This is a genomic window from Staphylococcus agnetis, assembly GCF_002901865.1.
Lineage (GTDB): Bacteria > Bacillota > Bacilli > Staphylococcales > Staphylococcaceae > Staphylococcus > Staphylococcus agnetis.
In genome coordinates this window covers 1-18,175 of sequence record NZ_PPQF01000088.1, presented here as the reverse complement: position 1 = coordinate 18,175, position 18,175 = coordinate 1, and the positions used below count along the sequence as shown (strand labels likewise).

The 18,175-nt window shown below is 33.6% G+C and carries 17 protein-coding genes; 8 read left to right on the top strand and 9 right to left on the bottom strand.

The genetic code is table 11. From position 1 onward, the window contains the following. From deoC to CD172_RS11340, 9 genes are all read right to left on the bottom strand, one after another. Window positions 1-662: deoxyribose-phosphate aldolase (gene deoC, locus CD172_RS11380; RefSeq protein ID WP_103346420.1), on the bottom strand; the 662-nt coding region annotated here is incomplete at its 3' end. Window positions 663-674: 12 nt separating this feature from the next. Further along, entirely contained in the window at window positions 675-2,036 is a 1,362-nt protein-coding gene (locus CD172_RS11375; protein WP_037565301.1) for a tetracycline resistance MFS efflux pump, read from the bottom strand. Window positions 2,037-2,046: 10 nt separating this feature from the next. Next, a complete protein-coding gene (gene deoD, locus CD172_RS11370) occupies window positions 2,047-2,754 on the bottom strand; it encodes a purine-nucleoside phosphorylase (RefSeq protein ID WP_103346419.1) in 708 nt (235 codons plus the stop codon). 237 nt (window positions 2,755-2,991) lie between these two features. Next, a complete protein-coding gene (locus CD172_RS11365) occupies window positions 2,992-3,729 on the bottom strand; it encodes a GntR family transcriptional regulator (protein ID WP_234021473.1) in 738 nt (245 codons plus the stop codon). Window positions 3,730-3,939: 210 nt separating this feature from the next. After that, window positions 3,940-4,659, bottom strand: coding sequence for a CPBP family intramembrane glutamic endopeptidase (locus tag CD172_RS11360; protein WP_103346418.1), 720 nt, complete (start codon window positions 4,657-4,659; stop codon window positions 3,940-3,942). A 295-nt stretch (window positions 4,660-4,954) separates the two neighbouring features. Next, window positions 4,955-5,155, bottom strand: coding sequence for a helix-turn-helix domain-containing protein (locus CD172_RS11355; protein ID WP_103346417.1), 201 nt, complete (start codon window positions 5,153-5,155; stop codon window positions 4,955-4,957). Window positions 5,156-5,164: 9 nt separating this feature from the next. After that, window positions 5,165-5,635 carry a hypothetical protein gene (locus tag CD172_RS13025; protein ID WP_234022030.1) on the bottom strand — a complete coding sequence of 157 codons (471 nt, stop codon included), beginning with the start codon at window positions 5,633-5,635 and terminating at the stop codon, window positions 5,165-5,167. 128 nt (window positions 5,636-5,763) lie between these two features. Continuing rightward, entirely contained in the window at window positions 5,764-6,261 is a 498-nt protein-coding gene (gene isaB / locus CD172_RS11345) for an immunodominant staphylococcal antigen IsaB family protein (protein WP_103346416.1), read from the bottom strand. A 214-nt stretch (window positions 6,262-6,475) separates the two neighbouring features. Further along, window positions 6,476-7,276 (bottom strand): alpha/beta hydrolase, encoded by an 801-nt coding sequence (locus tag CD172_RS11340; protein WP_103346421.1) that lies wholly within the window; start codon window positions 7,274-7,276, stop codon window positions 6,476-6,478. Between the two features lie 374 nt (window positions 7,277-7,650). On the opposite strand from CD172_RS11340, the gene CD172_RS11335 reads away from it, so the two are divergent. From CD172_RS11335 to CD172_RS11295, 8 genes are all read left to right on the top strand, one after another. Next, window positions 7,651-8,337: a response regulator transcription factor gene (locus CD172_RS11335; protein WP_103346415.1), complete on the top strand. Its 687-nt coding sequence runs from the start codon at window positions 7,651-7,653 to the stop codon at window positions 8,335-8,337. Continuing rightward, window positions 8,327-9,316, top strand: coding sequence for a sensor histidine kinase (locus CD172_RS11330; RefSeq protein WP_103346414.1), 990 nt, complete (start codon window positions 8,327-8,329; stop codon window positions 9,314-9,316). Before CD172_RS11335 ends, CD172_RS11330 begins: the two co-directional genes overlap by 11 nt. 186 nt (window positions 9,317-9,502) lie before the next feature. Further along, window positions 9,503-10,258: an ABC transporter ATP-binding protein gene (locus tag CD172_RS11325; protein ID WP_103346413.1), complete on the top strand. Its 756-nt coding sequence runs from the start codon at window positions 9,503-9,505 to the stop codon at window positions 10,256-10,258. Next, window positions 10,245-12,098, top strand: a complete 1,854-nt coding sequence (locus CD172_RS11320) for an ABC transporter permease (protein WP_103346412.1) — start codon at window positions 10,245-10,247, stop codon at window positions 12,096-12,098. Before CD172_RS11325 ends, CD172_RS11320 begins: the two co-directional genes overlap by 14 nt. 219 nt (window positions 12,099-12,317) lie before the next feature. Further along, entirely contained in the window at window positions 12,318-13,307 is a 990-nt protein-coding gene (locus CD172_RS11315; RefSeq protein ID WP_037565280.1) for an ABC transporter substrate-binding protein, read from the top strand. 11 nt (window positions 13,308-13,318) lie between these two features. Then, complete coding sequence (locus tag CD172_RS11310; protein ID WP_037565278.1) at window positions 13,319-14,314, top strand: FecCD family ABC transporter permease; 996 nt, start codon at window positions 13,319-13,321, stop codon at window positions 14,312-14,314. Then, on the top strand, window positions 14,311-15,309 hold the full coding sequence (locus CD172_RS11305; RefSeq protein WP_103346411.1) for a FecCD family ABC transporter permease: 999 nt from the start codon (window positions 14,311-14,313) through the stop codon (window positions 15,307-15,309). The genes CD172_RS11310 and CD172_RS11305 overlap by 4 nt, the downstream gene beginning before the upstream one ends. Before the next feature lie 410 nt (window positions 15,310-15,719). Next, complete coding sequence (locus CD172_RS11295) at window positions 15,720-17,927, top strand: B domain-containing protein (RefSeq protein WP_158694787.1); 2,208 nt, start codon at window positions 15,720-15,722, stop codon at window positions 17,925-17,927. Window positions 17,928-18,175: the final 248 nt, after the last annotated feature.

Here is an 18,175-nt window from a genome sequence, read left to right as displayed (position 1 = left end):
TAGTAGTCTGAATCGGATTCTAAACCTTGCATAATTTGAACACCTGCACTCGCACCAATACGTGTCGCACCGGCATCAACCATTGCTTTGAAATCGTCCAAGTTACGTACGCCGCCAGACGCTTTCACTTCTAATGCGTCACCAACGGTCTCTTTCATTAATTTCACATCTTCCACTGTAGCGCCTCCACCTGCGAAACCTGTCGATGTTTTCACAAATGTCGCTTGAGCGGCTTTCGCGAGTTCACATGCTTTTACTTTTTCCTCATCTGTTAATAACGTCGTTTCAATAATGACTTTAACTGTTTTACCTTGTGCGGCTTTCACGACCACTTCAATATCTTGTTGCACATCGTCATAACGGCCATCTTTTAATGCGCCAATATTAATGACCATATCAATTTCATCCGCACCATTCTCAATGGCATTCGTTGTTTCGAACGCTTTCACTTCAGGTGTATTCGCGCCAAGTGGGAAACCAATCACAGTACATACAAGTACATCTGAATCTCTTAACTTTTCATGCGCATACGCGACGTGTGTAGGATTCACACAAATTGATTTGAAGTGATAGCTTGTCGCTTCGTCAATAATCTTGTCGATTTGCGCGCGTGTAGATTCCGGCTTTAATAGTGTATGATCAATATATTTTTCAAAATTCATAAATACTCTCCTCTAATCTTCTTCAATAACTTCAGATTTTGTCCATCTATTCAATACGATGAACAAGATTAAACCAACAATGCTCATGATGCCAAGGATAAATAAAATCACTCCGTAATGTGTTTCAACGGATGTATTTCCTGGGAAATTTAGTCCTTTTAAATCAATGAGTGCCGCTGCAATCGCAATACCTACAGATACTGCAACATTAATAATTAAATTGTAAAAACCAATTGCTACACCTGTCATATGAATGTCAATCGTGCGAATGGTTTCATTCAATAATGGCGCATACATTAAAGCAAAACTACCTGCAAAGAATATCATCGAAATCACAAAAATGGATACATGTTGTCCTACCATGAATGATGGTAAGAATAAACTTAATGCAATGAGTGTAATCGCTAATGTTGTTGCTTGTTTTGAAGATAAATAATTTCCAATTTTACCACTTAACGCACCCGTTACAACCGCTACTAAATAGCCAGGAATGAGTAGCAATGACGTCTTGTCTAGTTCAAAATGATAAATCTGTTGCATAATGAATGGAAATGCGAAAATATAACCTAACTGAATCGCATACATCACAAATACTATAAATAAAAAGGATGCATAACGTTTATTTTGGAAAAATGATTTGTCGACAAGTGGGTGTTTGGCATTTTTAATATACAACGCAAATATCGCAATTGTGATTAAAGCACCAATCATATATAACCAATTAAAATTCGTAATAAATAACATCACTGTTGTCGCAATCGTCGCAATTAATACTAAACCAATAAAGTCTAAATGTGCTTTATTCACGCTGTTTTCTTTAGGTAATAGTTTAAATAAAAATGGTAACGTGAACACAACGATTAATGCGATTAAAAACATATTTGTCCAGTGTAAATATGTTGAAATAAATCCACCTGATAACGTACCGATAACGAGTGATAAAGAATAACTACTCGTACTTAAGCCTAGATACGTTTTCTGGTCCTCTTTTGATAAATATTTCGCAACGTAAATCACGTATAACGTTTCTGCAGCTGCAAGTCCTGCAGTTTGAATGATACGACCTGCAAGTACAAGTGCGAATTGATGTTGGAAAATATAACCAATAATCGACCCGATAATGATTAAAAATACGCCATAAATAAACAATGTGCGAATACTAATCGCATCAGAGAGTGAGGCATAGACGACCGCCCCAATCCCAATCACCAATCCGGCAAGTGTTGCTTGCCAACTAACTGTAGTCACTGAAATATTTAAATCATCGGCAATGGCCACTGAAATAAGCTTAAATGAATTATCAATGACTAAACTAAATACGAATAAGAATAATAAAATCGGTACAGCTCTTTTAACTTTGACATAATCCATCATGACTCACCTCTTAAGCTAAAGAAAGTGCAATTTCAATCATATCCGTAAACGCACGTTCTCTTTCTTCAGGAGTCGTAAATTCTTCTCGAATTAAGTGATCACTTACTGTGAAAATACCTAAAGCCTCAACACCAGCATATGTCGCATTCATATAAAGTGCTGCTGATTCCATTTCAACACCTAAAATACCCATGCGCATCCAGCGTTTTGATGCAGTCTCATCAGCATTATAAAAAATGTCGCTCGATAAGATATTACCTACATGATACGTTGTACCATTTTCTCGCGCTTTATTTACTGCTTTTTCCAATAAATGATACGATGCGATTGGTGAAAAATGACCAGGTAATTGATACTGATTAACATAATTTGAATCTGTAGACGCACCTTGCGCAATGATCACATCATACAAGTTAATATGTTCTTGCATCGCACCGCAAGAACCTACACGGATTAACTTTTTACATCCAAATGTATGAATTAATTCATACGAATAAATACCAATTGACGGAATGCCCATTCCCGAACCCATAACAGACACTTTTTTTCCTTTATACGTACCTGTATAACCAAACATATTACGTACGGTATTAAATTGTTGAACATCCTCCAAATATGTTTCAGCAATAAACTTCGCACGCAAAGGATCTCCCGGAAGTAACACGGTTTCAGCAATGTCTACACCATTTAATGGTTTAATATGTGGTGTTGATTTCATCATAAAAACCCCCAATTAATTTGTCTATAAATTTGTCTAATTGTCTAACCACTTACATCTTACACGATTAAGATAGCGCTTTCAAGGCGTAAAATATGACAACTTTGAGAATTCCTCGAAAACATTGATATATAAAGCTTTTTAAATGAGATAAAACTAAAAAAAGAAACACCACTGTCATAACAGTAATGTTTCATTTACATAAATATTTGTCTAAAATAGTTCTTCTTTCTACTTTCATGCATCTGTTCTCACACGTGAAACAATGATTTCGAAATGGTCTTGCGGTAAATACCATTTATTGACAAGAATAGGGCTCGCATGATTCCCATAAATATTTTCAACCACAAGCCAACAAGATGGCCCTCCTTCAAACACATGTTTATGATTTTTAAACACAGGTGCTTTCGTGATTGAATACTTCAAATCAGATTGGTACGCACTTGAATACACCGTTTTTTCAACAAAACGTTGCATCTGTCTTTCGCTTTGCGTATTCACTTGAAATGTATCGATGACATTTAATGGGATGAATGTAAAACATAATGCGTCAGCTTTTGCCGTCTCATTGCCATCATTAAAATAATAACGTTCCATCGCAATGACCGCTGAAGGATGATCTGGGAAAAGATGATTGGTGTACTCACTTTCTAAGTCCACACGATAATTGATCGAACCTAGCGCCATCGACTGACGTGACATTTGATGTAGTGGATGTTGTAAGAGTGTCACACTTGAAGCATGGTGCCCTTTCATTTGTGGAATGACGATATGCCCCTTACCTCGAATACTTTCAATCACACCATCTTCAACTAATATTTTAATCGCTTGTCTTAGCGTCATGCGACTTACACCAAAACGCTCACAAAGTACTTTTTCGGTTGGCAGTGCCTGTCCGCCAGGAAAACGCCCCATTTGAATCTCTTCGTACAAAGTATTATAAATGTTTAGAAATTTCGGTTGGGATTGTGTCACAAAATGACCTCCATTACAGTTCTCTTCACTTATTAATCATACAATAAGACAATAGCAAATGGGACATAAAGATACATACCAAAATGTTAATTCTAAAAAATGCTCAATTTTCATCATTTTCTTATCCCAATAACGTGATCTTAACCTCTTATCGGTTATAACAGAAAAGCACTTATATTAGTTAAACTGAACCAATATAAGTGCTTATGATTAATGATTGACATGTAGTTTTTCAATATTTCTGATTTTCCATAAAATCCACACCATCATTATAATGCTTAAGACAATCGTGATGATGAGTAATATAGGGGCAAAGGCGATTTGATTGATACCATTAGTTAAAATAATATAATCCCACGCAAAGTGAAATAGTATAGGGTATAAAAGATGACGTGTATAAATGTACAGTGCACCTAAAAAGAGGCCCATTAAAAATGTAGTGACCAGTTGATTGACCACACCTACGATAGATAACCCAGCTAAAACATTTAAAAAGTGCAAACTCATAAATAAAAATGCTGAAATAAAGACGGCATATATTGGTTTAATATAACGTGCTAAACCACCAAGTAGAATCCCTCGAAACATCCCTTCTTCCGCAACGGCAATTAAAATCGCATCAATAATAGGCAGTAAATAGGCAAGTGATAGCGCAAAGTTAATGGATAAGGTCGCGATTGTAATGATGAAAATAGGAATGAGTGGTATCAAAAAATAATAGGACGGTTGCGTAGCTCGTGGTAATGTTAATGCATTTTTGTAACGCATGCGATACATCGTTGCCATCACTGCAAGCAACGCCATAAATGGTAGAAATTTAATTCCAAATTGCGGTGAATTGTAAGCGGAATTAAAAATATGATAGGTGATGTACAAGCCCGTACCCATCACAATAAAATAAAGCGACATAAATAAATAATGTTTTTTCATAGGTGACTCAACTCCATTTGAGTTTAATTAAATTTTGTAAGCTTGTAATTATTATAATGGGATAAGTCACGAATCTTTATATAATTAAGAAAAAATTAAAAGTAAATATTTATATTAAATAATCCTTTGCCTATTCATCTCCTCAAATAATTCAGAATCATTCACTGTCGTCATGGAATTTAACCTTTTTAATAAAAAGGATTTCATCACGAATCGGTAAACCATTGTCTGCATAAAGTGGAGAAACCTTAGACTAAATTTAAGAATGATGGTCACATTTATACATGTATGACCATCATTTTTCGTTCACTATAATATCACCTGGTTGACATTCTAAATACTCACAAATCGCTTCTAATGTACTAAAGCGAATCGCTTTGGCTTTTCCTGTTTTTAAAATAGATAGATTTGCAATAGTAATGTCCACGGCTTCTGATAATTCTGTTAATGAAACGTTTCTTTCTTTAAGTACTTCATCTAGCTTGATTTTAATCATATTTCTACCTCAAATCGTCAAGTCCTGCTCTTCTTTAATTTTTTGAGATTTTTTATATACAATTCCTAATACTAAAATCGCAATCCCGATAATAATAATTAATGAATGACTTAAATCACTCGTATTTAATACATTCGCATAACTATCTTTTATTGAAATCAATGGACGAAAACTTGGGAGTGTCCCATATATAAATAACCCCATTGCGATACCAGTGATGATATCATAACACGTTTCAGAAAAATTAAAATCCTTATACACCTTGAAGAAAAGTTTTAAAGTAAGCACGCCAACAACAATAAATATTACAAATTGTAATGCATAAATCAATGCATACAAATGATATTTCATCTCTATATGCATGAAAGGCGTCTCAAATAAAGCATAATAATGTACTAATGCCTTAATGACCACAGCGGTAGTGGTTAACAATAAAATCACTAGCATAAATGCAGTAAGTTTAACAATCGGTTTCATCATACGCACCTCTTTTTATCGATTTTCAATAAAAGGATATCAAATATTTTATCGTTTATCAATAAAGTTTATCGAATTTCAATAAAAAAAACACCACCGCTATTAATGAGCGATGGTGCTAGGTACACGGTTTATGCGTGATATCTACCAATAATTACACTTGTGACATCGTTACCATTGTATACAAAACTAATTTTTTTACCATTCACATTATACGTCATGCCTCGGTGCACTTTGTCATGGGCCATTGGATATTTTGCATATGCTTTTTTAACGTCAGATACTTTTAAAGATTTGTTTTTAACTGCAAAAGTGATTGATGTCGGTTTATGATTAATGTATTCAATAACTTGGTCGTATTTCTTTTTAACATAATAAGGATCTGTCGCTTTGTATTTTGTATCTCTCGCGTCTACTTTTACATTATTCATAGTGACATTGTTGTACTTTAATCCGTTAATGAACGTTTTGTCTGTTACAAATTTAGCGTTATAACCTGCGTAACCTGTATATGTGTAATATGGCGTTATTGCTGCTTGAGCGACACTTGATTCCGTTGGCAATGCGTTAAATGAGACTCCAGTTAGTAAAATACCCGTTGCTAACACAATTTTAGACATTTTAAACATCAAATCATCTCCATTTCTATTTTTTTAAAGATGTGAAATTACACCTTTACGTTACAATATCATTACAAATATATCAACCATATTACAGAAATTTTTATAAAATTTTTTTGGCATCTCTCTCAATCCCTTTATATATCAGCGTTTATAAAATAAAAAAATACACATATAACTAAAATTTATTAGTTATATGTGTTCGATATGACATTATATACATTTATTTTTCCCATAAAAATTGAATCATCGCATTTGCTGCTTCTGCATTATCATGAAGTGCACTATGTTGCGCCTCATCACCTTCATATTTTATTTCTTTATAGCTTTTAGGGCTACCGCCTAACAAATATTTTAATGATTGTGACGAACTATTGGATACTCGGCCATCGGAATGTGTCCCATCCAACACATCGCCGTAAATATTTAATACTTCGATATTTTTACCTTTATAAATGGATTTTAACTGCATAAATTCTTGATAAGGCGGGTTCATCCGGGATGGTTTGCCTTGATGATCAACTTTAATTTCATTATATTCTTCATTTAAGCCGATAACACCATTGAATGTTCCTGCGATATTCACTTGTTTTTTAAGTTGAGGCAATGATGTATCTTCCCCATAATCAATCATATATTGCGCAAAAGAAACATTTCCCATCGAGTGTGCGACAAAATTAAAATGTTTAATACCATATTTTTGTTTAAGTTTTTCCAAAACATTACGAATCCATAATGCATTTTCATTTAAATCCACTTGCGTATTGTCTTCTAAAACAATTTGGACCAATGGGTTTTTGGTATTTTTGGAGAAGTCACCTTCAAGCGTGACGTCACCATCTCGAGATACGTACGCAATAACCACGTCTTGCGTCACACCTTGATCTTTAGCGACATTCACTAAATATTTCATCGAATTGATCGTCCCACTATAGCCATGCAAAAAGACTGTTGGTGTCGTATCTTGAACGAATCTAGATTTTGCTTCTTCTTCAAATGTTGTCCGTTTATGTACCAAAATCATTATGATTAAAATAGCCACTATGACTGTCACTAAAGCCCCTACAAGCCATAAAATCCTTCTTTTCACAGTCGTAACCTCAATTCATTATTTTTTCACTATTATAACCAAAGTTGTTTGAAATTACCTTGTATTGAACTTTATTGTAGTGAATCGATTCGTATCGATTTTCATTAAATCTAATATTGTATGATTCTTTAGAAATACATATTAAGTCTTATGTTTCAATATTGTGTTCATATATTATAATTATCTATATAGATTAGAAAAGGCATTGCTACATGCCTCAATTTAATAATATGGCATACACAAATATAAATTTTCCGCAAATGATTACTCACATATAATAATCAAACCGCTTCAAAGGAGGTCTTACGATGGCGTATAAAATCTTTGTAATTGAAGATGATCAACAACTCGCACAGCTCATAAAAACCTACTTATTAAAGTATAATTATGACGTTATGTTATGCGACAATTTTAAAGACATTGATCATACTGTCAAATCTTTACAACCTGATTTAATCCTTTTAGATATTAATATTCCATATTATGACGGTTTTTATTGGTGTCAAGAACTACGCAAAATCACATTAGCACCGATTATGTTTATGTCTGCTAGATCAGACGACATGGATCAAGTGCGTGCAATGATGAGTGGTGGCGATGACTACATTACTAAACCATTTTCTTATGATTTATTATTAGCAAAAATAACCTCTCAGTTACGGAGAGCTTATGGAGACTATGCGGTGAAAGAGACTAACATTCAGTGTGGTGATTGTACGTTTAATAAATCAAAATTCACATTGTCCTGTCATGGTACAGAAATTGATCTTTCGAAAAATGAGTCACTATTGATTCACACTTTGTTTGAACATTATCCTAACTCTGTTAGCCGAGAAAAAATACTACTTAAAATTTGGGATAATGAGCATTTTGTTGAGGAAAATACGTTAAATGTGACTGTGAGTCGTGTCCGTAAAAAGTTACAAGACCTTCAGTCTAAAATTAAAGTTGTGACAATACGTGGGATTGGATATAAAGTGACCTATGAAGAATAAACATATCCTTAAATTATTTATATTTGATTATGCGTCGCTTTTTATCATTATGTTTGTAGTACAATCGCTTTTCTTTAGTATCTTATTATTTTTAAAGGGCATCTGGATTAAGGAAGCACTCTATTTCAGCTTCTTAACCGCTTTTGTTTTATTCCTATATGTCATGTTTCGTTTATATCGAAGTGGTCGACTTTACGGTAAATTATTGCAAAAACATTCAAACTTAAATGATTATATGATTCATGATCCTAGAAGCTATATGGAGAAACAATTTAATGCATTAATCGATCATCTTATCGAAGAACAAGCACACCAATCCGTGAACTATAAAGAAGATAAACAATTGCAAAAAGTGTTAGTTTATCGCTTTGTACATCAAATGAAAACGCCTGTTTCCGTACTAAAGTTGATGTTAGAGAACCATGAAAACGATATGTTGACTCAACCTATCAATCAAAACTTAGACAACATTCAATATAACTTAAACCAAATGTTAAGTATGTATCAACTTGATGATTTCAAAAATGATTTTGTGTCTGAAAAAGTATATTTGCAAGCCTTATGTAAAACATGTATTAACAACTTGAAAGATTACTTTATCACTGCCCAAGTGTATCCTAGATTAGAAATTCCTGACGATACGTATGTTTATTCAGATTCTAAATGGTTGAAATTAGTGTTACATCAATTACTCACAAATGCCATTAAATATAGTTATAAAGGACAATCAGTTACTATCCAAGTGCATCGTGATACTAATGGTGTGACGCTTTCAGTGATTGACGAAGGAATGGGAATTCATGAAGCAGAACTTAAGCGTATATTTGACATCTTTTACGTGGGTAGCAATGGCCGTAATAACGCAGATTCAAGTGGTATCGGCCTTTATATCGCACGAACAGTCATCGACAGTCTCGGCCATACAATTACTATCGAGTCACAACTTGATCAAGGAACACAAGCGCACTTACACTTTTAGTTAACCATAAAGAAACGTTGATGCATCATATGAGATTACTTTTCCATAAATCCGTAACATTACAAATCTGTAAGGTTCTGTAATGTAATCGGATTTTTTTACTACATTTTGATTGCTAAGATTGATGTATAAAAAATGACCTTGTTAACGAGATTAAATAAAAGTTTAAATAGAGGAGCAAATATTATGATTCTAAAAGTATCTCATTTAGAAAAAACGTATCAAGGAAAAATTGCATTCAAAGCATTAAACGATATCAATATGGAAGTAGATAAAGGAGAATTTATTGCCATTATGGGGCCAAGTGGAAGCGGTAAAAGTACGTTTCTCAATACGATTTCTACCATTGATGAACCTACACACGGCACAGTAGAAATAGACGGTATAAACCCTCATATTATTAACGATGAACAACTCGCAAAATTTAGACGTAACACCCTTGGATTTGTGTTTCAGCAATTCAATTTAATTCATACATTAACGATTGGTGAAAATATCATTTTACCTTTAACTTTAGAAGGAATGGATTTTAAAGAAATGGATGCCAAACTTAAAGAAATTAGTGCAATGTTAGGTATAGAAAATATTTTAGATAAACGCACATATGAAGTATCTGGTGGACAGGCACAACGTGCAGCAATCGCAAGAGCTGTCATTAACGCACCTTCAATCGTATTAGCAGATGAGCCTACAGGAAATTTAGATTCTAAATCCGCTAAAGATGTCATGAAACTATTTAAAAAATTAAATGACACTTTAAATGTGACTATCATTATGGTAACCCACGATCCTAATATCGCGGCATATTCCGATAGAACGTACATTATAAAAGATGGCAATATTTATCAAGAAATCTTAAATAAATCGAGCCAAGGCAAATATAAACAACAGATTTTGAATACAATGACGTTGCTCGGAGGTGACGAAGTTGACCTTGCTTAATTTTGCATACAAAAATATCAGTCGTGACTTCAAAACCTATTTTTTCCATTTCATCAGTTGTACCTTTTCAGTTTTTGTATTTTTTATCTTTACGAATTTAACGTTCCACCCTGCACTCGAAGTTGTAGATAAAGATAGCACCATTGGTGTGATCCTAAATTTAGGATTGCTTATCTCACTGCTCTTTTCGTTTGTATTCATTTTGTATTCTGTAAATAACTTTCTAAAATTAAGAAGTAGACAATTTGCAATTTTAAATATTATAGGGTCGACCAACAAGCAATTTAAACGCATCATTTTTTATGAAAATGGGTTAATCTCTCTAGGTGCGCTTATTTGTGGAACTATTTTAGGAATCATCTTTTCCAAATTCTTTTTAATGATAGCTGAAACAATCATCGGTGGATTGAACCTTTACTTCTATTTACCAAATAAACCGATGATTTTCACTCTATTGTTTATGGGTGGATTATTTCTTTTTATCTCTATCATTGCACCCATCGTTTTGAGAAAGAAAAAGATTATAAGCTTGCTAAAAAAAGAAGATGAAGCAGAAAGCAGCTATTTACCAATTGTTGGATTAGGTGTTGCCATCATCATTCCAATTTTAATTTACAATAGACATAGTGAAAGTCTTTTGATGTACCCGCTTTATCTCCTAGCTTTCATTTTAGTCAGTTATTTTATATTTAACCTTCTATTTGTTGTCTATATGTTTGTCATGAAACATACTAAATTGAAATTTAAAGGCGCCGGACTGATTAAAGTCAGTAATTTTAATTATCACATTCACACCAATTTAAAGATGATGGCTATTACAATGATGTTATTTACAATAACATTGACTTCTTTAATTTATATCATTGGTGCACCTAGAAATGTAGAAAAGACAACTCAAAAAATCTTACCGTATTCATTGATGTATAGTGCTTTAAATAAAAACATTGATGATAAAGAAAAAGCCAATAAAATTAAAGAAACTTTGAAAGATTACAAAGGCTTTAAATTTCTAGAAGTTAATTATTTAAAATTTTCAACCCCAAATAGAGATGTACTGATTTCCAATTCAATGTATAACAAGATTGCTAAATACCTTAAAAGAAAGCCTGTAGCTTTGAAAGACCATGATTACTATATGATTGGTACCGATGGTAAAAACGTCCCAAAGATGGGAGAGCTCATGGGAAAAGACCTTGAGCGCCATCAAATCAACAACAATAAAGGGGCAACATCTGAAACAATTGCGTTATCAGGCTATTTTACAAGTGTCACTGTCATTTCTGATACTAAATATGAACGTCTTTCTCCACAACTTGAAAACAATCGCTTTTTCGCTTACCAATTTGATGACTGGAAGCATTACAATGATGAACCTTTAGCAAAGCAGTTAAACATCGATCAGGATAATGATTCGTTATCATCTGCTTACTGGTACTATACAACCGAAAAACTGCAACGAAATATTATTGCTTATGTAGGGAGTGTTTTATGTATTTCGTTTTTAATCGGAATTGCAAGTTTAACTTACTCAAGGTTATACTCTTCAGCAGAAACTGAAATTAAAAAATATGAGACGATGATACGTTTAGGTATTTCCAAACAAACAATCAAACATGCACTTTCAAGCACAATTATATGGATTTTTCTTCTTCCTTTTATCGTCGCGCTGATGATTACATGGGGCATCGTCATTTATCTCAACCAGTATACTGTCATTTCCTACTATAAAATCGCGATGTATTGCAGCCTAACATATCTTCTCATTGAAGTCGGTTTATATTATTTAATTAAATATAAATACCAACGAAAAATATTCGAAGTACTATATCAACAAAAATAAGCCTATTCATTTAAGTTAGCAGTCTCCCTTCATACTGATGGCACTCTCCCCTGTGAAGCGCACACAGGGGGTTATTTTATTTATTCAGTCGTATCAACCCTATTCTGTAGACTTTCAAATTTATTAATCAAAAATTATATTGACTAATTGTGTAATTTCTATCATAATAAATCCTGAGAATGATTCTCATTATCAACTTAGAGGAGGCTTCCATACTCGATGAAGCATTTATACCAATTGTTGATGCTGTCTCTTGCGGTTGTACTTGTACTTGCCGCTTGCGGAAATGATTCCAAAACAGCATCACAAAATAAGAGTGGCGACACCGTTTCAATAAAACATGCCCTCGGCACGACGGATGTTCCTAAACATCCTAAACGTATTGTCACATTGTATCAAGGTGCAACGGATGTAGCAGTCGCGCTTGGTGTTGAACCCGTTGGTGCTGTTGAATCTTGGAAACAACAACCGAAGTACGATTATTTAAAAGATAAATTAAAAAACACTAAAATCGTCGGTCAAGAACCAGCGCCAAACTTAGAAGAAATTTCGAAATTGAAACCAGACTTAATCATTGCATCAAAAGTACGTAATGAAAAAGTGTATGATCAATTGTCGAAAATTGCCCCAACAGTGAGTCACGAAACTGTATATAAGTTTAAAGACACTACTGAATTAATGGGTAAAGCACTCGGTAAAGAAAAAGAAGCTCAAGATTTACTGAAAAAATATGATGAGAAAGTGAACGCATTTAAAAAAGATGCGAAAGCAAAATATGGTGATCAATGGCCAATCTCAGCTTCAGTTGTAAACTTCCGTGCTGGTAACACACGTATTTATTCAGGCGGATACGCTGGAGATATTTTACAAGATTTAGGCTTCAAACGTCCGGATGCGCAACAAAAAGAAGTCGATAAAGGTAAAGATATTATCGAACTGGCTTCTAAAGAAAGCATTCCGTTAATCAATGCAGACCAAATTTTCATTTTCAAATCAGATCCACATGCGGCTGATGCTAAATTAGTATCGAAAACTGAAAAAGATTGGACTTCTAGTCGCGAATGGCAAAATTTAGACGCCGTTAAAAAAGGTCATGTCGTGAACAATGTTGATGAAATCACATGGAACTTAGCAGGTGGTTATCACTCAGCGTTAGAATTAATTGATCAATTATATAAAGAATTGGACATCCAAAAAGTCACAAAATAAGGAGCCACGCTATGAGAGTTAAACCGACGCAGCAGCTTATAATAGCCGGTTTATGTCTTATCGTTGTGACAATATTAAGTTTTATGATAGGAATAACGTTTGTATCCTTCCCTTCTTTGATACAAGCGTTATTCCATTTTGATTCAAACAACGATATACATACACTTATTACAGGTACACGCGCCTCACGAACAATCATTGCGATGCTTACAGGAGCGGCATTATCTGTATCTGGACTTTTAATGCAAGCCCTTACGCGTAACCCGATTGCGTCGCCTGGTTTATTTGGAGTAAATGCCGGCGCCGTCTTTTTTATTGTTTTTAGTATTACGTTCATTCAAATTGGATCATTTGAAATATTAACGATCATCGCATTTTTAGGTGCCATTTTAGTAACATTACTTGTTGTTGCACTTGGGATGTTTCGACAAACACAATTTTCACCGCAACGTGTCATTTTAGCGGGTGCTTCAATATCGATGTTGTTCACCGCATTTACACAAGGTATTTTGATTATGAATGAAACGAACTTACAAGGACTTTTGTTTTGGCTTTCAGGTTCCGTTGCATTACGTAATATATGGGATACCGCTTGGGTAATTCCATTGTTTCTCGTGCTTTTCATCATTGCATTTTTTATGTCTACAAGAATTAATATTTTAATGACAAATGATGATATCGCAATTGGATTAGGTCAAAACATTAAAATTACAAAATGGATATTGATATTGTTGATTAGTAGTTTAGCGGGTTTGTCCGTTGCTTTAGTAGGGTCTGTCGTGTTTATTGGCTTAATTGTCCCTAATATCAGCAAAAAACTCTTACCCCCTAACTATAAATTTCTCATTCCACATAGTGCCATGTTAGGTGCTGTTTTAATGTTAAGCGCTGATATCATCGCACGCGTTATCATCCAACCTTCAGAATTACCAGTTGGAGTTATTACAGCTGTCATAGGCGCAAGTGTCCTCATTTACTTAATGAAGAAAGGAGTTTATCGATTATGAACACCACACTCAAACGTAAAGAAACGTGTTGGATATTGATAACCTTTTGCTTTCTCATTTTTATAATGTTGTTAAGTCTAATGTTAGGATCTACGTTCATTAGCTTACCAAATGTCTTAAAATACTTTCTAAACCCTTCTGAAAGTGTAGACCAATTTACATTAGAGGTACTGAGACTGCCGAGAATTGTATTAGGCCTAGGCGCTGGTATCGCATTTGGAATCAGTGGTTTATTACTACAAAACGTCCTGAAAAACCCGATTGCATCACCAGACGTAATCGGTGTCACGGGTGGGGCTAGCTTAAGTGCCGTGCTTGTGATTACCCTTTTTAATGGATTAAGCATTCATCTATTGCCGTTATTTGCGGTAATAGGAGGTACACTTGCGATGTGTATCTTATTATCATTTCAATTTAAAACCCAAATACGGCCCTCTACATTAATTATTATTGGTATTGCCTTACAAACTTTATGTATAGCACTCGTCCATGGATTAATGGTCACTTCTAAGGAATTTGCGGCATCTAAAGCTTATACTTGGCTGGTTGGAAGCTTATATGGTAGCGCCTTTGACCATGCATTTATCGTGTTTGGATCCTTACTCTGTGTTGTGCCACTGTTACTCATCATTATTCCAAGACTTAAAATTGCCGCTTTAGAAGATGATGTCAGCACAGGTTTAGGATTACGATTGAAACAAACAAAATTAATGGAAATTATCATCGCTACAGTTCTTGTTTCAGTGGCTATTAGTTTTGTAGGCAATATTGGCTTTGTTGGCCTCATTGCCCCGCATATAGCGAAAACATTAATTAAAGAAAGTGCCTTCAAACAAGTTATGATGTCTGCACTAGTAGGCGGATTATCGATTTTAATCGCAGACCTCGTTGGGCGTACTTTGTTTTTACCAAAAGAAATTCCGGCCGGTGTATTTATCGCCGCCTTTGGAGCCCCATTTTTTATTTATCTCTTACTCACAGTGAAAAAAATATAATACTTACAACGACTGTATCGCTTTTAAAATGCGTACAGTCTTTTTTAATTCCGCATTATCTTTTTTATTTAAAAATACGTGGATATACCCTCGCAAAATTTGAGAACACATTTTTCTAAATTTACTAATAGAACTAACCTGATAGTTCGAAAACACTTCATCATTTTCATTACACATCTCCTCTATCTTAAGAAAAAACAACTAATAAAACTCCTGTATCCATATAGCTGACTAAAAACTCCCGCATTCACCGCCACACTTGAATGATAGCGCTTAAGCATTTGTTTAATTTAGTTAATATATTTTTCGTATTTATTTAAGATTCGGTTAATTCTATTTTTCAAAATTGCGTGATAAACTTCTAATTGCTTGGGATGATTATTAATTACACACACAGAGGAGACAACATCATGAGAAAACAAAACATTTCGAGATTATTAGTTGGCGCAGCAACAATTACACTTGCAACAATGGTGGCAAATGGAGAGGCAAGCGCTTCAGAACAAACTAAACAACAAAACGCACAACATCAAACGCAACACCAACAACCGCAATACCAACAATCACAACATCAAGCACAATTGCAACAACCACAACATCAAACGCACCAAGATTCAGAATGGGATTACGAAGCAAAAGAACGATATAAAAAACAACAAGAAGAACAACACGCGGTACAAAGTGCTTACCACCACCTTTTAAACTTAAAAGGTCTTAGTGAAAAACAACGTGGTGAATTTTTAAAACAATTACATGAAAGCCCAACAAAAGAGACAGCTCAAAACGTATATTCTGAATCTATAAAAGATGTAAACAATCCAGAACGCCGTGTGGCACAACGAAACGCTTACATTAACTTATTAAGAAATAACGACCTTACGCTTGAAGACCGTGAGAGATTAATTAAAGAAGTTAAGAAAAATGCAGACCATGCGCAACAAATTTGGATTGAATCACATCGTCTTTCAAATGCAAATTCTAAAAATAGAATTTCTGAACACGAATTAAATCGATTAATTAAACCAACTCAAGAAGACTATGATCGCCGTGACAAATTCATTGAAAGTGAAAAAGTAAAACAATTACAAAGCTCAAATAAAGGTAATACAGCTAGCGTCGATGAATTAAAAGACATTATTTTAGATAACAAATACGATAAAGTTATTGAAGACATTGAAAAGCTTGAAAAATTACAAGGTTCAAATAAAGATAACACAGCTACAGAAGAACAATTCAATAAGTTTATAGCACAAGATAACCAACATTTTCAGCAAAGCCCAGGTATTCCTGATGAATTATTCAATAAATTACGTTTACCTAAACAACCAGCACCTCAAAAAAATAACATTGAGTTTTTAACTAATAGAAATAATGACAATACGGTAACAGGTGAAAATATAGACAACATTTTCAAACCAATTGCAGTTAATAAAAAGAATACTTCAAAAAATCAATATCAAGAAGCAATCGTTTATCCTTTATTTGATGACTCATATGAAGAAACAATTAAACGTTTAACTTCTAACAAAGGTAAATCTAAACAAGAATTCCAATCTGAGACTACTTACCCATTGTATGAGAATGCTCCAATGGAATCTGACAAAGAGTTATTAGAACGTTTAACAAGCTCAAATGACGACAACACAGTTAATGAAAACAATATTGATGGTTTGTTCCCACCGATGGCTGTAAAACGAAATCAATCTAAAGTGAAACCAGAAGAAGGCACTGCTTATCCTTTGATTAACGATTCTCGTCATGAAACAATTAAACATTTGCCAGCTGATAAAGAAATGATTAAAAAGCATATTGATGGTAAAAAGTTACACGAACGTTTAATAAGTTCTAATAATGACAATACAGTAAATAAACATAACATTGATAAGGTGTTTCCACCGATCGCTTTAAAACCTAATAAAGCGAAAGACACTAGAGAAGAAGGCACAATTTATCCATTATTCAATGATAGCTATAAAGAAACAATTGAAAAATTACCTAAACACAAAGAATATCTTAAAAAACATTTTGATAACAAAGCTAAATATTCAACAAAACGCGTAACAAAAACATATAAATACAAGAAAACACAAAAATATGTAATTAAACATAATGCTTACGCGAAAAGACATAAACACCAATTCCCTAATATTGAATTACCTAGAAAACAAGTACTCAAAGATTTACAAGACTTACAACGTCAAAATAAATTAACGTTTAAAGACTTGGAAAGAGTGATTAGTTACTTCCCACCTATTCCAGTAAGTCATCATAAAGGACATTCATATAGAAATATTTTTCCAAACTTTGAGTTATCTAGAGCACAAATCTTAAAAGATTTACAAGACTTACAAAAACATAAAAGAGTATCAACACAAGACCTTGAAAGAATAATGCATTATTTCCCAATTATTCCAGTTGATCATAAGCACGCTCACATTGTAAAAGATACACAAAAGAAAGCACCGGCTACATCAAAAGTAACTGAAACTAAAAAGTATCCAACTGAGGCTATTGTTAGAGAAAAATCTTCTAATAAAGCTGAAAATAAATCTAAGTTAGTCGCGTACTATAAATCTTTTAAATTCTATTTAAGCAGTATTTTTAATATCAAACATTAATCAATGTAATGACTTAAGTTTAAATACGCCCATTAACATCATAGTGATGTTAACGTCATTCTTTAATTCAATTTCAAATTTTGCATCTTCATTTTTGAAATAAAAAGTACTCTGAACCTAAGAATTAATATAAAAAAAGGTGAGAACATTCCATTTGGATAGTCCTCACCCTTTTTATATTTTACTTTCATAGTACATATATAGTGAACTCAAAAAACGTGTAGTACAAACTTTAAAATAATTAATAC

Excerpts from the sequence above, each read along its gene's own strand:
- CD172_RS11375 (WP_037565301.1), bottom strand. The coding sequence starts at position 2,036 with ATGATGGATTATGTCAAAGTTAAAAGAGCTGTACCGATTTTATTATTC.
- deoD (WP_103346419.1), bottom strand. The coding sequence starts at position 2,754 with ATGAAATCAACACCACATATTAAACCATTAAATGGTGTAGACATTGCT.
- CD172_RS11360 (WP_103346418.1), bottom strand. The coding sequence starts at position 4,659 with ATGAAAAAACATTATTTATTTATGTCGCTTTATTTTATTGTGATGGGT.
- CD172_RS11355 (WP_103346417.1), bottom strand. The coding sequence starts at position 5,155 with ATGATTAAAATCAAGCTAGATGAAGTACTTAAAGAAAGAAACGTTTCA.
- CD172_RS13025 (WP_234022030.1), bottom strand. The coding sequence starts at position 5,635 with ATGATGAAACCGATTGTTAAACTTACTGCATTTATGCTAGTGATTTTA.
- isaB (WP_103346416.1), bottom strand. The coding sequence starts at position 6,261 with ATGTTTAAAATGTCTAAAATTGTGTTAGCAACGGGTATTTTACTAACT.
- CD172_RS11340 (WP_103346421.1), bottom strand. The coding sequence starts at position 7,276 with ATGATTTTGGTACATAAACGGACAACATTTGAAGAAGAAGCAAAATCT.
- CD172_RS11335 (WP_103346415.1), top strand. The coding sequence starts at position 7,651 with ATGGCGTATAAAATCTTTGTAATTGAAGATGATCAACAACTCGCACAG.
- CD172_RS11330 (WP_103346414.1), top strand. The coding sequence starts at position 8,327 with ATGAAGAATAAACATATCCTTAAATTATTTATATTTGATTATGCGTCG.
- CD172_RS11325 (WP_103346413.1), top strand. The coding sequence starts at position 9,503 with ATGATTCTAAAAGTATCTCATTTAGAAAAAACGTATCAAGGAAAAATT.
- CD172_RS11315 (WP_037565280.1), top strand. The coding sequence starts at position 12,318 with ATGAAGCATTTATACCAATTGTTGATGCTGTCTCTTGCGGTTGTACTT.
- CD172_RS11310 (WP_037565278.1), top strand. The coding sequence starts at position 13,319 with ATGAGAGTTAAACCGACGCAGCAGCTTATAATAGCCGGTTTATGTCTT.
- CD172_RS11305 (WP_103346411.1), top strand. The coding sequence starts at position 14,311 with ATGAACACCACACTCAAACGTAAAGAAACGTGTTGGATATTGATAACC.
- CD172_RS11295 (WP_158694787.1), top strand. The coding sequence starts at position 15,720 with ATGAGAAAACAAAACATTTCGAGATTATTAGTTGGCGCAGCAACAATT.